Genomic DNA, 15,841 nt, shown 5'->3' on the forward strand with positions numbered 1-15,841 from the left:
GCGGGCGATCGTATCTCTGCGCGACCCCTTGACGGACCCACCGGATCGTCTTACGTTCCCGGAACATTCGAAAAATGACTCGAAACATTCGCGATGGATCATCGGCGATCCTTCGCGCCTACCGAGAGGTGCCGTCCTATGGAGTCCCACAGCAGACGTTGGTTCCTCGGCGCGGGCACGGCCGCCCTGGCCTCTGTCGGCGGGCTCACCGCCTGCGGGTCCGGCAGCGGCTCGGGCTCCGACGGGACGCTCACCGCGTTCGTCTACGGGGACGACGCGGCGAAGATCCAGGTCAAGTCCGTCAACCGGTTCAACGCGTCGGCCGCGGCGAAGAAGGCCAAGGGCACGATCAAGCTCCAGAAGGTGCCCGCCACCGACTACCCGGCCAAGCTGCGCACGGCGATGGGTTCGCCCAACGCTCCCGACGTGTTCTTCAACTGGGGCGGCGGCTCCATCAAGGCCTACCGGGAGGCCGGCCAGCTCGTCGACCTGACCGACGTCATCACGTCCGACCCGGTGCTCAAGAGCGGCTTCCTGTCGTCGGTGCTGGCGGCGGGCGGACTGGACGGCAAGAACTACGGCGTGCCGATGCGCGGCATGCAGCCCGTGATCCTCTTCTACAACAAGACCGTCTTCGCGGAGCAGAAGCTCCAGCCGCCCACCACCTGGGACCAGTTGCTGGACATCAACACCAAGCTGAAGAAGGCGAACATCACCCCGTTCGCCCTGGGCGGCGCGGACATCTGGCCCGAACTCATGTGGCTGGAGTACCTGGTCGACCGGATCGGCGGCCCCCAGGTCTTCGAGAAGATCAAGAACGGTGACGCCTCCGCCTGGGGCGACCCGGCCGTCCTCAAGGCCGCCCAGACGGTCAAGCAACTGATCGACGACGGCGCCTTCGGCAAGGGCTACAGCTCGGTGGGGTACGGCAACGGCGGCGCTCCCGCGGTCTTCGCCAAGGGCAAGGCGGCGATGCATCTGATGGGTTCGTGGGAGTACTCCACGCAGCTCGGCAAGTTCCCCGACTTCGCCAAGAAGAACATGGGCTGGTGCGCCTTCCCGCAGATCGAGGGCGGCGCCGGCGACATCCGCAACGTGGTCGGCAACCCCACCAACTACTGGTCGGTGAACGCCCACACCTCCAACAAGGACGCGGCGATCGCCTTCCTGCGGGACTCCGCCTCCCTGGCGTACACCAAGGAGCTCATAGCCAACGGCGACGTCCCGGCCACCTCGAACGCGGCGACCCTCCTGGACGCCTCGCCGAACCCGGAGTTCGCCAAGTTCCAGTACGAGATGGTGCAGAAGGCCCCCGCGTTCACGCTGAGCTGGGACCAGGCGGTCGACCCGAACGTGGCGACGCCGATGCTCACCGAGGTCAACAAGCTGTTCGTGGGCAAGTCCTCGCCGACGCAGTTCGTGTCGGCGCTCAAGGAGCTGAAGTGAGCGTCACGCAGGTCAAGGGCGGCCCGCGGAACGACGCGGGCCGCCCCCGCTCCGCCCGGCGCAACAGGGCCGGCCGCCCCAGCGCGGCGCTGGCCGTCCCCGGCGTGCTGTTCTTCGCGTTCTTCGCCATCGCCCCGATGCTCCTCGCCTTCTACCTGTCGTTCACCAAGTGGAACGGCCTGGGCGACCCGCAGCCGACCGGTCTGGCCAACTGGCGCAAGCTGCTGGGCGACGAACGGCTGACCCAGTCGCTGACGGTCACCGTCGCGCTGACCGTGGTGAGCTGGGCGTTCCAGACGGTGATCTCGCTGCTGCTGGGCGTCTGGGCGGCGGGCAGGCAGCGCAACCGCGCGGTGCTCTCGGCGATCTTCTTCGTGCCGTTCCTGCTGTCGTCGACGGCGATCTCGCTGCTGTTCTACGCCCTGCTGGACCCGAACTTCGGCATCATCCACCGGGACACCCTCGGCACGACCAGCGGCGCGTTCCTCGCGATCGTGTTCGTCGGCGGCTGGCAGTTCATCCCCTTCCACACCCTGATCTACCAGGGCGGGGCGCGGCAGATCCCCGAGGTGCTCTACCAGGCGGCGGCGATCGACGGGGCCGGGCGCCTGCGGCAGTTCTTCTCGATCACGCTGCCGCAGTTGCGCAACACGGCGACGACATCAGGGGTGTTGATGGTCGTCGGTTCGCTGACGTACTTCGAGACGGTCCTGATCCTCACCCAGGGCGGTCCGGGCACCGACACGGCGATCCTGCCGTACCTGATGTACGAAGCCGGCTTCAAGAGCTACGACTTCGGCTACGCGAGCGCCGTCGCCTCCTTCCTGGTGCTCGCCGCGACCGCGTTGTCCCTGCTGATGGTGAAGCTGTCCGGCTTCGGCGCGATGCGCAGCACCCGGGAAGGAATGTGACGACATGTCACACGACACATTGCCCCGTCCCGTGAGGACGGACTCCGCCCCGGCCGCCGAGCGGCCCCCGAGCCGCCGCCGGCACTGGTCCAGGCGCGCCAACCCGCTCGCCGGGGCCGGCACGCTGGTCTGGCTGGCCGTCGTGATCATCCCGATCTACGCGATGATCTCGGCCTCGCTCACCCACCAGGACGAGGCGCTGGGCCACAACGCCCTGAAGCCGCCGTCCCATCCGACCCTGGACAACTACAGCACCGTCCTGAACAACGGCTTCGGTCACCTGCTGTGGAACACCGTGCTCGCGGCGGCCGGGGTCGTCCTGATCGTCCTGGTGCTGTGCGTCCCGCTGTCCTACGTGGCCGTGCGGACCCGCAGCGTCTGGTCGGGGGCCGCGTTCCGGCTGTTCCTGCTGGGCGTGGCGATCCCGGCGCAGGCCGTCGTGGTGCCGCTCTACCTGATGATCGCCAAGCTGAACCTGTACGACAGCCTGCTCGCGATCGTCCTGCCGACGGCCGCGTTCGCCATGCCGGTGTCGGTGCTGATCCTCACCGGCACGCTGCGGGACATCTCGGAGGAGATGTACGAGGCGATGGCACTGGACGGCGCGTCCACCACCCGGATGCTGTTCCAGCTCGTCATCCCGATGTCCAAGGGCGGCATCAGCACCGTCGTCATCTACTCGGCGCTCCAGGCCTGGAACGGCTTCCTCTTCCCGTTGATCTTCACCCAGTCCGACGGGCCACGGGTGCTGACCCTCGGCCTGTTCGACTACGTGAGCGAGTTCGGCGTGAACATTCCCGCGATCCTCGCCTCGGTCGTCCTCTCCGGTGTCCCGATCTTCATCGTGTACCTGGTGGCCCGCCGATCGCTGGTCGGCGGCCTCATGGGTGTGGGCGGCAAGTGAACGTGTACGACCAGGGGCGCCCGAACCCCCCTTTCCCCGACAGGAGTTCCATGACCACCCCTCCCTGGCGCGACCCCGCCCTGCCCGCCGCGACCCGCGTCGACGACCTGCTCTCCAGGATGACCCTGGAGGAGAAGACCGCCCAGCTCTACGGCGTGTGGGTCGGCGCCGCCACGGACGGCGGCGGAGTCGCCCCGCTCCAGAGCGAGATGGCCTCCTCGTACGACTGGGACGAGCTGATCACCCGCGGGCTCGGCCAGCTCACCCGCTCCTTCGGCACCGCCCCCGTGGACCCGGCGCTGGGCGCGCAGGCCCTTGCCCGCGCCCAGCGCCGGATCGCCGAGGCGGGCCGCTTCGGCATTCCGGCGGTCGCCCATGAGGAGTGCCTGGCGGGCTTCACGGCCTGGCAGGCGACGGCGTACCCGGTCCCGCTGTCCTGGGGCGCCACGTTCGACCCGGAGCTGGTGGAGGAGCTGGGCCGGCGCATCGGCGACGACCTGCGCTCGGTCGGCGTCCACCAGGGCCTCGCCCCGGTCCTGGACGTGGTCCGCGACCTGCGCTGGGGCCGGGTGGAGGAGACGATCGGCGAGGACCCGTACCTGGTCGGCACCGTCGCCACCGCCTATGTGCGGGGCCTGGAGTCGGCCGGGATCGTGGCCACGCTCAAGCACTTCGCCGGGTACGCGGCCTCCGCGGGCGCCCGGAACCTGGCGCCGGTGCGGGCCGGAGTGCGCGAGCTCTCCGACATCACCCTGCCGCCGTTCGAGATGGCACTGCGCGAGGGCGGCGCCCGCTCGGTGATGGCCGCCTACAACGACACGGACGGCGTCCCCGCGTCGGCCGACCCGTACCTGCTGACCGAGCTGCTGCGCGACCAGTGGGGCTTCACCGGCACGGTGGTCTCGGACTACTTCGGTGTCGGCTTCCTCCAGAGCCTGCACCGGGTGGCCGGCAGCGAGGCCGAGGCCGCGCACAAGGCGCTGGAGGCCGGCATCGATGTCGAGCTGCCCACGCTGAAGTGCTACGGCGAGCCGCTGGTGGCCGCCGTCCGCGCGGGCACCGTCCCCGAGTCGCTGATCGACCGGTCGGCCCGCCGGGTGCTGCTCCAGAAGTGCGAACTCGGCCTGCTGGACGAGGACTGGCGCCCGGAGACCGGCCGCCCCGTCGACCTGGACTCCGCGGCCAACCGGGCACTCGCCCGCAGGCTCGCCGAGGAGTCGGTGATCCTGCTGGACAACGCGGACGGCGTGCTGCCGCTGGCCCCGGACACCCGCATCGCGGTGATCGGCCCGCGCGCGGACGACCCCCTGGCGATGCTCGGCTGCTACTCGTTCCCCTCGCACGTGCTCACGCACCACCCCGAGGTCCCGACCGGCGTGGACATACCGACCGTGCTCGACGCGCTGCGCGCCGAACTGCCGGACGCCAAGGTGACGTTCGCGCGGGGCTGCGGGGTCTCGGAACCGGACCGGTCCGGTTTCGAGGAGGCGGTGGCACGGGCCGCCGAGGCCGACGTGTGCGTGGCGGTGCTCGGCGACCGGGCCGGGCTGTTCGGCCGGGGCACCTCGGGCGAGGGCTGCGACGTGGCCGACCTCGGCCTGCCGGGAGTGCAGGGCGAACTGCTCGACGCGCTGGTCGCCACGGGCGTGCCGGTGGTCCTGGTGCTGCTCACCGGCCGCCCCTACGCGCTGGGCCGCTGGCAGGACCGTCTCGGCGGCATCGTCCAGGCGTTCTTCCCGGGCGAGGAGGGCGGGCCCGCGGTGGCGGGCGTGCTGTGCGGCCGGGTCGGCCCGTCGGGCCGGCTGCCGGTGAGCGTGCCGCGCGATCCGGGCGGCCAGCCGTGGACGTACCTCCAGCCGCCACTGGGCCTGAAGGGCGAGGTCAGCAACCTGGACCCGACGCCGCTGTACCCGTTCGGCCACGGCCTCTCGTACACGTCCTTCGACTGGGAGCCGGACGAGACGCCCGGGGCCGAGATCGGCACCGACGGCGCGTACGACGTGTCGGTGACCGTCCGCAACACCGGTGAGCGCGCGGGTGCCGAGGTCGTCCAGCTCTACCTGCACGACCCGGTGGCCTCGGTGACCCGCCCGGACGTGCGGCTGATCGGCTACCGGCGGCTGGACCTGGCACCGGGCGAGGCCCGCCGGGTGACCTTCCGCTTCCACGCGGACCTCTCGGCGTTCACCGACCGCACCGGCAGCCGGATCGTCGAACCGGGCGCCCTGGAACTGCGGCTCGCCGCCTCCAGCGCGGACACGCGCCACACGGCCCGGCTGAACCTGACGGGTCCGGTACGGCGGTTGGGCACGGACCGCCGCATGCGCTGCGAGACGGAGGTCACGCGGGTGTCCTGATCCGACGGAGGACGCTCCGGGGGGCCGGTCGCCGGGTGAGACCCGGCGACCGGCCCTCGGGGCGTCCAGCCCCCGCATCCGACCCGCGCCCCGGGCGGCGGGACCCACCGGTGGTCAGCCGCTGGGGCGGCGGGACCCACCGGTGCCCGTCGGCCGAAGGGCGGCGGTCAGTCGGGGTGGACCGACTCGAAGCGCCACCTGTGCACCGCCCGGGACACCAAGTCCCCGTCGGGCTCCGGCAGTTCGGGCAGTTCCGCGTCGTAGTCCGCGTCCCACCAGGTGATGACGAGGACCCGGTCCTGGGGTGCCCGCAGGATCTCGCGCCGCACCGGGTTCCCCGGGAGTTCCTGCCCCCGCACCCAGGCGAGCAGTTCCTCGCCCCGGCCGGCGACGGCCCGTGCCTCCCACATCAGCGCGACGGTCACGGGTAGAGGTTCTCCTTCGCGACCTCGTGCACGTGATCGTGCGAGTGCGCATGCGTGTGCGTGTGCGCGCGCCCCGGCACGTGCGGGTCCGTCACCGGCAGCGAGGAGTCCGCCGACAGGTCCCAGTCGGAGGCGGCCCGGTTGCGGGCGACCATCTCGGCGCCCAGCGCGGCGACCATCGCGCCGTTGTCCGTGCACAGCTTCGGGCGCGGCACCCTGAGCCGGATCCCGGCGGCCTCGCAGCGCTCCTGGGCCAGCACGCGCAGCCGCGAGTTCGCGGCCACGCCGCCGCCGATCATGAGGTGGTCGACGCCCTCGTCCTTGCACGCGCGGACGGCCTTGCGGGTGAGCACGTCCACCACGGCCTCCTGGAAGGACGCGGCCACATCGCGCACCGGCACGTCCTCCCCCGCCGCCCGCTTGGCCTCGATCCAGCGGGCCACGGAGGTCTTCAGACCGGAGAAGGAGAAGTCGTAGGCCGGATCGCGCGGCCCGGTGAGTCCGCGCGGGAACGCGATCGCCTTCGGGTCGCCCTCCTTCGCGTACCGGTCGATGACCGGGCCGCCCGGGAAGCCGAGGTTCAGCACCCGCGCGATCTTGTCGAAGGCCTCGCCGGCCGCGTCGTCGATGGTCGCGCCCATCGGCCGTACGTCGGAGGTGATGTCGGTGGACAGCAGCAGCGAAGAGTGGCCGCCCGAGACCAGCAGGGCCATCGTCGGCTCCGGCAGCGCCCCGTGTTCCAACTGGTCCACGCAGATGTGGGAGGCGAGGTGGTTGACGCCGTAGAGCGGCTTGCCCAGCGCGTACGCGTACGCCTTCGCGGCCGAGACCCCGACGAGCAGCGCCCCGGCGAGCCCGGGTCCGGCGGTGACGGCGATGCCGTCCAGGTCCCCGGCCGACACCCCCGCGTCCTTCAGCGCCCGCTGGATGGTCGGGACCATCGCCTCCAGGTGCGCCCGGGACGCGACCTCCGGCACGACTCCGCCGAAGCGCGCGTGCTCGTCGACGCTCGACGCGATCGCGTCCGCGAGCAGGGTGTGCCCGCGGACGATGCCGACACCGGTCTCGTCGCAGGAGGTCTCGATGCCGAGGACGAGTGGTTCGTCAGCCATGGGTCTCTGTTCCTTGTACGGAGGTCGACGGGTCGTGCAGACGCATCACCAGGGCGTCCACGTTCCCCGGCTGGTAGTAGCCGCGCCGGAAGCCGATCGGCTCGAAGCCGAAGCGCTCGTACAGCTTCTGCGCGCGGACGTTGTCCACGCGGCATTCGAGCATCACCTCGGCGCAGTCGAAGGCGCTCGCGGCCCGCAGCAGTTCGGTGAGCAGCAGGCCGCCGAGGCCGGTGCCCCACTGGTCCCGTCGCACCGCGATGGTCTGCACGTCGCCCAGGTCTCCCTGGGCGGCGAGCCCCGCGTACCCGACGAGCCGGTCGCCTTCGCAGGCGACCAGATAGCGCCGGGTCGCCTGCGGCCCGCGGGAGTGGGCCAGTTCGGACCAGAACATGCCCCGGGACCAGGCGTCCACGGGGAAGAGTTCCTTCTCCAGCTCCAGGACGGGATCGATGTCCCACCAGCGCATCTCGCGCAGCACGACGGTCACTTGGGGGTGACCACCTTGTAGTTCTTGGGCACCTGGGCGTCCGGGCGGCGCAGGTACAGCGGCCGGGGCGGCTCCGGTTCCTCTCCGGCGGCCAGCCTCTCGGCGGCCAGGGAGGCGAGCGCGGCGGCCGAGACGTACTCGGGTGCGCGGGCGTCCGTGAAGGTGTCGGGGTACAGGAGCGCGCCCGCGCCGACGGCGGGCAGCGCGGTGACCGTCCCGTCGATCTCGGCGGGGCGGTCCACGGCGGGCTCCGACAGCCGGGTACGGCGGTCGGCGTACCGCGCCCAGTAGACCTCCTTGCGCCGGGCGTCCGTGGCGACGACGAAGGGACCCTCCACGTCGGCCGCGTACGCGAGCCCGTCGAGGGTGCACACACCGTGCACGGGCACGCCGAGCGCGAGTCCGAAGGTGTCGGCGGTCATGAGGCCGACGCGCAGCCCCGTGTACGGGCCGGGGCCGACGCCCACGACGATGCCGGTGACGGCGTCCAGCTTGAGGCCTGCCTCGGTGAGCACCCGGTCGACGGCCGGCAGCAGCAGCTCCCCGTGCCGGCGCGCGTCCACCTGGCTCGACGAGGCGATGACGGACGTGCCGTCGTGCAGGGCGACGGTCACGGCGGGGGTGGCGGTATCCAGAGCGAGCAAGAGCACGCAAACAGCGTACGGCGCCGGAGCCTGACGTAAGGCCGCCCGAGAATCCCGTCCCCCGGCTGCTACCGTCACAGCAAGGATGTACGAAGGTCGAGAGGTGGGCACACAAGGTGGCTAGGAGCAGCTCGGGAATCGTGGCCGGGCTCACCGTGGCGGCGATCGCGGCAGTCGGCTTCCTGGCCGTCCAGGCGTCCGCGAACGTTCCGGACACCCTGGGCAAGCCGAGCAATACCGTGTCGACCACGCCCACCACCCCCAAGGCGCCCCACGCCAAGAAGGACCCGGCCGCGCTGCCGGCCCCGTCCGGCAGCGGTGTGCGGGTCGTCTACTCGACCCGCGAGGACCGTGTCTGGCTGGTCGGCGCGGGCAACAAGGTGAAGCGCACCTTCAAGGTCACCCCCGGCACGGTCGACCCGGGCGCCGGCACCTACGCCGTCACGTCGCGGACGGGCGCGGCCTCCGGGTCCGACGGCACGCAGATCGAGCACGTCGTACGGTTCACGCTGGTCAACGGCATCGCGATCGGCTTCAGCGCCGCGCTGGACGGCTCCACGGACGCTCCCGACCCGGAGAAGAAGCTCGGCGGCATCCGCGCCTCGCGCGCCGACGGCGACGCCATGTGGGCGTTCGCGACCGTGGGCGCGAAGGTCGTCGTCGTCCAGTAGACGGCACCCTGCCGCACCCGGGTCCGGGCGGCCGGTCGAGCCCGGGAACCGGAACCGGCCTTCCGGCCCCGCGCCGGCCTCAGGCGGCCTTGCGGGGGCGTTCCGCGGCGCTCGGCTCGCTCAGGGGCGCGCGGGGCGGCCTGGACACCGCCTCCGCCGCGGCGCACGCCGCCAGGAGGTCCCTCATCGACACCCCGGCCATCGCGCGCGGCACGGCCGGCACGTCATGTTCTGAAGCCGGCACTGCAGCCGACTCTGATGCCGACATGGACGCCTCCTCAGGCTTCGGGGGCAACCGTTGTTAGGTAGACCTAACTACGTACTGATGTCCATGTGACCACGGCCGGGACGCCGAACGCAATATTTTGCCGACGTCCTGTCGGAAACGTTGGCCGAATGTACGAGCTGAGAGCGTCCGCGCCGCGAAAACCCCCGGTGTCCGCCGTCAGGCCGCGAGCACGGTCAGATCGGCCGCGGCCCAGCGCCGCCCGAGTCCCGTGACCGTCACGTGCCGCACCTCGTCGGTGGTGTCCCCGACGGCCCGGTGGATGACGATGTGCAGCCGGTCGTCGGTCAGTTCCTCGACCTTGCCCTCGCCCCATTCCACGACGATCACGGAGTCGGAGAGCGAGACGTCGAGGTCCAGGTCCTCCATCTCGTCGAGCCCGCCGCCGAGGCGGTACGCGTCCACGTGGACGAGCGGCGGTCCGTCGCCGAGGGAGGGGTGCACGCGGGCGATGACGAAGGTCGGCGAGGTGACCGCACCGCGGACGCCGAGCCCCTCACCGAGTCCGCGGCTCAGCGTGGTCTTGCCCGCGCCCAGCTCGCCGTTCAGCATCACGAGATCGCCCGCGCGCAGCAGCTTGGCCAGCCTGCGGCCCAACTCCTGCATCTGTTCGGGAGAGTTGACGGTGATCTGCGCGCCGACGCCGTCCTGGGCGGGCTCAGCCGGGTTGTGCGCTGCTGCTGGTGCTTCCATAGCCACCCACGGTAGCGCCTGCCGGCACGGCCCCCGCGCGCACCAGAAGGTCGGCGAGGCGGTCTATGACGACCTCGGGATGCTCCAGCATGACCAGGTGTCCCGCGTCGGGGACGAGCACCAGTTCCGCGTCCGGCAGCAGGTCGGCGATGGCCTCGCTGTGCTCGCTCGGCGTCACCAGGTCCTTGACCCCGGCGAGGACGAGCACGGGCATCCCGGTGAAACGGGCGAGCGCGGCGGTCTTGTCGTGCTCGGTGAACGCCGGGTAGAACTCGGCGACCACGTCGATCGGCGTGCTCTCGATCATCCGCTCGGCGAACCGTTCGATGGCCGGGTCGACGTCCCGGCTCGCGAACGAGTACCGCTTGATGACCCCGGCGAACAGGTCGGCCGTGGCCCGTCGTCCCCGCTCCACCAGGGCGGCCTGCTGACCGAGCGCCTTCAGCACCCCGGGGAGGACCCGGCGCACGGCGGCGACGCCCGCGACGGGCAGCCCGAAGTTGACCTCGCCGAGCCGCCCCGACGACGTACCCACCAGGGCGACGGCGACGACCCGCTCGCGGATCAGCTCGGGGAACTGCTCGGCGAGCGCCATCACGGTCATGCCGCCCATGGAGTGCCCGACGAGCACGATCGGACCCTCGGGCACCGCCGCCTCTATGACGGCCAGCAGGTCGCGGCCGAGCTGGTCGATGGTGAGCGGCGTCCGGTCCTCCAACTGGGCGACACCCCGCCCGGACCGCCCGTGGCTGCGCTGGTCCCAATGGACCGTGCGCACGACACCGCGCAGCGCGGCACGCTGGAAGTGCCAGGAGTCCTGGTTGAGGCAGTAGCCGTGGCTGAAGACGACGGTGACGGGAGCGGGGGCCTTGCGGCCGAAGAGCCGGCGCCGGCGCGGGGCGAGCGAGGCCTCCGGCTCGACCTCGTCGACCTCGTAGTACAGCTCGGTGCCGTCGTCGGAGTACGCCTTGCCGGGGGTGCCGCGCAGCGAGCCGTACGGGCCGGTCGAGTCGAGGGCGAGGCGCGCCTTCTTGCGCATGCCCCGGCCGACCGTGAGCCGCTCGATCGCGACTCCGGCCGCGGCGCCCGCCGCGACCACGCCTATCGCGGCGCCGGCGACTCCGGCCTTGCGCCAGTTCCCGGCGGAGGCGACGGCCGCCGAGGCCGCGCTCACGACGGCCTCCGCGCTGCTCTCACTCACGTCCCGCTCCTCTTCGCTCCGGCTGTCGGCTCTCGGCTGTCCGTGGTGGACTCTCGGCTGTGCGTCGTGGGGTTGTGGTCACGTCGTGCGGTTGTACCTCGTGCGGTTGTACGTCGTGGGCCTGTGGCTGTGCGCGCGCGTCCTGCCGGCTCCCGCCCGCCGTGGGCCACCCGCCCCGCCGGGCGGACGCGGCCCGCACACTCTTCCGCCAAAGGGTGTTACCCGCCTTGTTCCTCTTTCACATTCACGTAGACGCGGGGAACGCGGGTTCCGATGCGCGTGACGATCTCGTACGCGATCGTGCCCGCCGCGCGCGCCCAGTCCTCGGCGGTGGGCTCACCGCCGTCGCCGGGCCCGAACAGCACCGCCCGCGCTCCGGGCTCTGGCTCGTCGCCACCGAGGTCGACGACGAACTGGTCCATGGCGACCCGGCCCGCGACCGTACGCCACTTGCCGCCGACCAGGACCGGGCCGGTGCCCGAGGCGTGCCGCGGGATGCCGTCCGCGTAACCGACCGGGACCAGTCCGAGGGTGGTCTCGCCGGGGGTGACGTAGTGGTGGCCGTAGCTCACGCCGTGGCCCGCAGGAGCGTGCTTCACCAGCGAGAGCGACGCGCTGAGCGTCATCACCGGGCGCAGTCCGAGGTCGGCGGGGGTGCCGAGCTCGGGGCTCGGCGAGATCCCGTAGACCGCGATCCCGGTCCGTACGAGGTCGAAGTGGCTCTCGGGGAGGGTCAGCGTCGCGGGCGAGTTGGCGATGTGCCGCACCTCGGGGCGCACGCCCTGTGCCTCGGCGTACGCCACCATCTCGCGGAAGAGGGTGAGCTGGGCCTGGATCGAGGGGTGCCCCGGCTCGTCGGCGCAGGCGAAGTGCGACCAGAGCCCGGTGACGGTGATCAGTCCGCGCGCCTCGGCGCCCATGGCCTCGGCGACGAGCTCCGGCCAGTCGGCGGGCTGGCAGCCGCCGCGTCCGAGACCGGTGTCGGCCTTGAGCTGCACCCGGGCGGGCGCGCCGACGGCCTCGGCGGCCGCCGTGACCTCCCGCAGCGCCCACATCCCGCTGACCGACACGTCGATATCGGCCTCGATGGCCTCGGCCCAGGGGCCGCCCGGGGTCCAGAGCCAGCACATGACGCGCCCCGGCAGACCCGCCGCCCGCAGGGCGAGGGCCTCCTCCGGAGTGGCCGTGCCGAGCCAGGTGGCGCCCGCCTCGCGCGCCGCGCGGGCACACGGGACCGCGCCGTGGCCGTACGCGTCGGACTTGACCACGGCCATCACGGCCGCGGTCGGCGCGTGGGCGCGCAAGGTCCGCACGTTGGCCCGCAGGGCGGCCAGATCGATCTCGGCGCGGGCGCGCAGGGGTGCCGTCCGCGGGTGTGCTGTCTCTGTCATCGCGCCCCAGTGTCTCAGAGGCGTACGACAGCCTTCCGGCACCGGTCCCCCGGGACGGACCCGGGGGACGGTCCGGGCCCGCCCCGGAGACGGCTCGGGACGGTGCCGCGGCCGGTGCCACAGCCCCTAGCTACCGGGCCGGCGGCCCCACACGTAGACGTGATCGCGCGTTCTGAGCACCTTCCAGAGCCCGCGGGCGTCGGCGAGCCGCAGATTCACGCAGCCCATCGAACCGCCGACCGTGCGGATACTGCCGCGGACGGCGTGGAAGGCCTGCCCGCCGCTGAAGAACTGGGCGTACGGCATGGGGGAGTTGTACAGGGTCGACCAGTGGTTCCGGTGCCTCCAGTAGATCCTGAACCAACCGGTCCTGGTGGGGTGCCTGACCCCGCCGCTGCGCATCGGTACCGGCCCGTACAGAATCCTGCCGCGCTGCTGCACCCAGGTGAGCCCGTGGGTGAGGTCGACGCAGGCGATCCGGTACGAGCGGTCCGGGCAGCCACGGGTGGCGTGCGGGGCGCTCCGGGCGGCCAGTATCCGCATGCGCGCCCAGGTCGCCGGTCCGGCGATGCCGGTGACCGGCTCGATGCCGTGCTTCTTCTGGAAGGCGCGGATGGCACGGCAGTCGGCCGCCGACTGCTTCCCGTCCGCCTTGAGCCTCAGCCACCGCTCCGCCTGCCGCTGGTACGGCCCCCGGCGCCCGCCGCGGCACGCCGAGGACGGACGGGTGCCCGCTCTACGGGACCCCGACGCGGGACGGGTACGCCCGTCACCCGCCACCGTCGCCGGACGGGTACGCCCGTCACCGAACGTCAACGTCGGACGGGTGCCGGCGTCACCGAAGGGCTCGGCCGTGCCCCGCGCACCCTCCCTGTCGGTGAACTCGTCCAGCGCCGGTGGCGGCTTGTCCCGGCCCCTGGGCCCGCACCGGCGGGCCGCGTCCTCGCCGCTCCACGCCGGGATCTTCACCGCTCCGCGGCATCCGGACCCGGCGGCTCCCCGCCGCTCCGCGCCGAACTCCGGGCGCTCCGCGCCGACCCGGCCCGGCGTACCGCCCAGCCACCGCGGGTGCGGTCCCCTCGCCTCACCGGGCACCGGCACGCCGACGAACCCGGAGGCGGACAGCGGCGGCGCCGCGGCGGCCGTCCCCACGGGCACGGCCGCCACGATCGCCAGCAGTACCGCGATCCCCCGACACACCTTTCTTCTGCTCATCATGCGAACAGCCATACGCAACAACGCGCGGCCCCCGGGTGAGCCGCGCGGAAAGAGTCCCCCGATCTGTGCAACGCACCCACGACCGGCTCCCGCCCCGTCCGTGGGCGGGGCGGGCGGGGCCGGGTCAGGTGGTTGTGTCGCGCCAGGCCTCTGGGATGGCCGCTGCCACGTCGTGCGCCCCGGCGGGCGCGCCGTCCGCCGCGAAGCGCCCGGCGAGTCCGTGCAGATAGGCGGCGACACTCCCCGCGTCGAGCGCGGAGAGCCCCGACGCCAGCAGCGACCCCGCCAGACCCGACAGCACGTCCCCGCTGCCCGCGGTGGCCAGCCACGCCGTCCCCGTGGCGTTGACGCGCACCGCACCGCCCTCGGGATCGGCGACCAGTGTCGTCGCCCCCTTGAGCAGCACGGTCGCCCCGTAGAGCCCCGCGAGCTCCCGTACGGAAGCGAGCCGGGCCGCCTCCACCGCCTCCCGGGCGACCCCGAGCAACGCGGCGGCCTCCCCGGCGTGCGGGGTCATCAGCGTCGGCGCACTGCGGGCCCGCACGGCACCCCGCTCGGCGAGCCGCAGCCCGTCCGCGTCCACCAGCACCGGCACGTCCGCGTCCAGCACCTCCGCGACCGCCGAGGCGTCGTCCCCGGCTCCGGGACCCACCACCCAGGCCTGCACCCGGCCCGCCTTCGAGGGCCCCTTGTCGGACACCAGCGTCTCGGGAAAGCGGGCGACGACGGTGTCCGCGGCCGGCCCTACGTAGCGCACCGCACCGGCCCCGCCCCGCAGCGCCCCGGACACGGCGAGCACCGCGGCTCCGGGGTAGCGGGCGGACCCCGCGGCGATGCCGACGACCCCGCGCCGGTACTTGTCGCTCTCCGCCCCCGGCCACGGCAGCCGGGCCGCTACATCCGCGTGCTGGAGGGCTTCCAGATCGGCCGGGTCCGGCAGGTCGAGCCCGATGTCGACGAGGCGAACCGAACCGGCGTACCCGCGCGCCGGTTCGACGAGCAGCCCCGGCTTGTGGGTGCCGAAGGTGACGGTGAGGTCGGCGCGGACGGCGGCGCCGAGCACCTCTCCGGTGTCCGCCTCGACCCCGCTCGGCAGATCGACGGCGACGACGGCGGCACGGGACGCGTGGGCGAGTTCGGCGAGCCGCGCGGCCTCCGGCCGCAGGCCGCCCTTGCCGCCGATCCCGACGATGCCGTCGACGACGAGATCGGCCCGCCGCACGAGGGGTTCGGCGGCACCGAGCCCGGCCGAGACGCCACCGGCGCGCAGCAGGGCCGCCAGCCCCCCGGAGTGGGTCCGTGCGGGGGCGAGCAGCAGCGCGGTGACGCCGGCGCCGCGCCGGGCGAGGCGTGCCCCCGCGTAGAGGGCGTCGCCGCCGTTGTCCCCGCTGCCGACCAGCAGCACCACCCGGCGGCCGTACACCCGGCCCAGCAGGTCCGCGCAGGCGGCGGCCAGCCCGGCGGCCGCCCGCTGCATCAACGCCCCTTCGGGGAGCCGTGCCATCAGCTCCCGCTCGGCGGCCCTCACGGTCTCCACGCTGTACGCAGTACGCATGCTGCCGAGTCTCCCCCACCGGCACGCGCCATGCGTCCCGTCCAGGACACCTCCCGCCCAGGACGCCTCCGGGACGGGACGCCTCCGGACGGTTGCGCCCTCCAGCGCGGGTGGAGCGGGGAAAACGGGGTGAAGCGGGAGCGGCACCGCCGAACCGGCCCCGCCGCCTCGTCGCCCACTCGCCCACTCGCCAGCTCGCCCGCTCGCGCATCGGCGGCCCCTGCCGCCCCCGGCATCCAGCCGGACGACCGCCGTCGGACCCGGGCCACGGGCGGGGCACTTCGTGATGCCCGCGCTCCAGGAAGCACACCGGACCACCGGGACGGGCAGGACGGACGGGACGGGTGGGACGGCCGCGACTGCCGGACCTACCGGACCTGCCGGGACGGCCGGACCTGCCAGACCTGCCGGGACGGCCGGGACCACCAGACCTGCCAGACCTGCCGGGACGGCCAGGACCACCGGACCTGCCGGGACGGCCAGGGCCACCGGACGCCGGCCCCGGACTGCCGGACGCCGGTCCCGAGCCGCCGACCGTCG

At 73.0% G+C, this 15,841-nt stretch carries 14 protein-coding genes; 5 read left to right on the forward strand and 9 right to left on the reverse strand.

Annotated elements, in window-relative coordinates:
* The first annotated feature begins 138 nt into the window (after positions 1-138).
* The 4 genes from OHT01_RS16570 to OHT01_RS16585 are packed head-to-tail and all read left to right on the forward strand — an operon-like array spanning position 139 to position 5,618.
* Positions 139-1,446 (forward strand): ABC transporter substrate-binding protein, encoded by a 1,308-nt coding sequence (locus tag OHT01_RS16570; RefSeq protein WP_328553934.1) that lies wholly within the window; start codon positions 139-141, stop codon positions 1,444-1,446.
* Positions 1,443-2,357, forward strand: coding sequence for a carbohydrate ABC transporter permease (locus tag OHT01_RS16575; RefSeq protein ID WP_443043407.1), 915 nt, complete (start codon positions 1,443-1,445; stop codon positions 2,355-2,357). Before OHT01_RS16570 ends, OHT01_RS16575 begins: the two co-directional genes overlap by 4 nt.
* A gap of 4 nt (positions 2,358-2,361) precedes the next feature.
* Entirely contained in the window at positions 2,362-3,261 is a 900-nt protein-coding gene (locus tag OHT01_RS16580; RefSeq protein WP_328553935.1) for a carbohydrate ABC transporter permease, read from the forward strand.
* 50 nt (positions 3,262-3,311) lie between these two features.
* Positions 3,312-5,618, forward strand: a complete 2,307-nt coding sequence (locus OHT01_RS16585; protein ID WP_328553936.1) for a glycoside hydrolase family 3 N-terminal domain-containing protein — start codon at positions 3,312-3,314, stop codon at positions 5,616-5,618.
* A gap of 167 nt (positions 5,619-5,785) precedes the next feature.
* Here OHT01_RS16585 and OHT01_RS16590 read toward each other — a convergent pair whose 3' ends face one another.
* Genes OHT01_RS16590 through tsaB form a run of 4 tightly spaced genes read right to left on the reverse strand, consistent with a single transcriptional unit; the run spans position 5,786 to position 8,292 of the window.
* Complete coding sequence (locus OHT01_RS16590) at positions 5,786-6,043, reverse strand: hypothetical protein (protein ID WP_328553937.1); 258 nt, start codon at positions 6,041-6,043, stop codon at positions 5,786-5,788.
* On the reverse strand, positions 6,040-7,155 hold the full coding sequence (tsaD, locus tag OHT01_RS16595; protein ID WP_328553938.1) for a tRNA (adenosine(37)-N6)-threonylcarbamoyltransferase complex transferase subunit TsaD: 1,116 nt from the start codon (positions 7,153-7,155) through the stop codon (positions 6,040-6,042). The genes OHT01_RS16590 and tsaD overlap by 4 nt, the downstream gene beginning before the upstream one ends.
* Positions 7,148-7,621: a ribosomal protein S18-alanine N-acetyltransferase gene (gene rimI, locus OHT01_RS16600; protein ID WP_328558148.1), complete on the reverse strand. Its 474-nt coding sequence runs from the start codon at positions 7,619-7,621 to the stop codon at positions 7,148-7,150. Before rimI ends, tsaD begins: the two co-directional genes overlap by 8 nt.
* 17 nt (positions 7,622-7,638) lie before the next feature.
* Complete coding sequence (gene tsaB / locus OHT01_RS16605) at positions 7,639-8,292, reverse strand: tRNA (adenosine(37)-N6)-threonylcarbamoyltransferase complex dimerization subunit type 1 TsaB (protein ID WP_328553939.1); 654 nt, start codon at positions 8,290-8,292, stop codon at positions 7,639-7,641.
* 110 nt (positions 8,293-8,402) lie between these two features.
* Between tsaB and OHT01_RS16610 the strand changes: the two genes are divergently transcribed.
* A complete protein-coding gene (locus tag OHT01_RS16610) occupies positions 8,403-8,957 on the forward strand; it encodes a hypothetical protein (protein WP_328553940.1) in 555 nt (184 codons plus the stop codon).
* A gap of 445 nt (positions 8,958-9,402) precedes the next feature.
* Here OHT01_RS16610 and tsaE read toward each other — a convergent pair whose 3' ends face one another.
* The 5 genes from tsaE to OHT01_RS16640 all read right to left on the reverse strand — a co-directional run bounded on the left by tsaE (position 9,403) and on the right by OHT01_RS16640 (position 15,301).
* Positions 9,403-9,936 carry a tRNA (adenosine(37)-N6)-threonylcarbamoyltransferase complex ATPase subunit type 1 TsaE gene (gene tsaE / locus OHT01_RS16620; RefSeq protein WP_328553942.1) on the reverse strand — a complete coding sequence of 178 codons (534 nt, stop codon included), beginning with the start codon at positions 9,934-9,936 and terminating at the stop codon, positions 9,403-9,405.
* Complete coding sequence (locus OHT01_RS16625) at positions 9,902-11,137, reverse strand: alpha/beta fold hydrolase (RefSeq protein WP_328553943.1); 1,236 nt, start codon at positions 11,135-11,137, stop codon at positions 9,902-9,904. The genes tsaE and OHT01_RS16625 overlap by 35 nt, the downstream gene beginning before the upstream one ends.
* 218 nt (positions 11,138-11,355) lie before the next feature.
* Complete coding sequence (alr, locus tag OHT01_RS16630) at positions 11,356-12,528, reverse strand: alanine racemase (protein WP_328553944.1); 1,173 nt, start codon at positions 12,526-12,528, stop codon at positions 11,356-11,358.
* 126 nt (positions 12,529-12,654) lie between these two features.
* A complete protein-coding gene (locus OHT01_RS16635; protein WP_328553945.1) occupies positions 12,655-13,746 on the reverse strand; it encodes a L,D-transpeptidase family protein in 1,092 nt (363 codons plus the stop codon).
* Between the two features lie 124 nt (positions 13,747-13,870).
* Positions 13,871-15,301: an NAD(P)H-hydrate dehydratase gene (locus OHT01_RS16640; RefSeq protein ID WP_328553946.1), complete on the reverse strand. Its 1,431-nt coding sequence runs from the start codon at positions 15,299-15,301 to the stop codon at positions 13,871-13,873.
* Positions 15,302-15,841 lie beyond the last annotated feature (540 nt).

It is taken from the genome of Streptomyces sp. NBC_00358 (assembly GCF_036099295.1).
Taxonomy (GTDB): domain Bacteria; phylum Actinomycetota; class Actinomycetes; order Streptomycetales; family Streptomycetaceae; genus Streptomyces.

What these genes read in the sequence shown, in the direction of transcription:
- OHT01_RS16570 (WP_328553934.1), top strand. Translation starts at nt 139, where the DNA reads ATGGAGTCCCACAGCAGACGTTGGTTCCTCGGCGCGGGCACGGCCGCC.
- OHT01_RS16580 (WP_328553935.1), top strand. Translation starts at nt 2,362, where the DNA reads ATGTCACACGACACATTGCCCCGTCCCGTGAGGACGGACTCCGCCCCG.
- OHT01_RS16585 (WP_328553936.1), top strand. Translation starts at nt 3,312, where the DNA reads ATGACCACCCCTCCCTGGCGCGACCCCGCCCTGCCCGCCGCGACCCGC.
- tsaD (WP_328553938.1), bottom strand. Translation starts at nt 7,155, where the DNA reads ATGGCTGACGAACCACTCGTCCTCGGCATCGAGACCTCCTGCGACGAG.
- rimI (WP_328558148.1), bottom strand. Translation starts at nt 7,621, where the DNA reads ATGCGCTGGTGGGACATCGATCCCGTCCTGGAGCTGGAGAAGGAACTC.
- tsaE (WP_328553942.1), bottom strand. Translation starts at nt 9,936, where the DNA reads ATGGAAGCACCAGCAGCAGCGCACAACCCGGCTGAGCCCGCCCAGGAC.
- alr (WP_328553944.1), bottom strand. Translation starts at nt 12,528, where the DNA reads ATGACAGAGACAGCACACCCGCGGACGGCACCCCTGCGCGCCCGCGCC.
- OHT01_RS16635 (WP_328553945.1), bottom strand. Translation starts at nt 13,746, where the DNA reads ATGATGAGCAGAAGAAAGGTGTGTCGGGGGATCGCGGTACTGCTGGCG.
- OHT01_RS16640 (WP_328553946.1), bottom strand. Translation starts at nt 15,301, where the DNA reads ATGCGTACTGCGTACAGCGTGGAGACCGTGAGGGCCGCCGAGCGGGAG.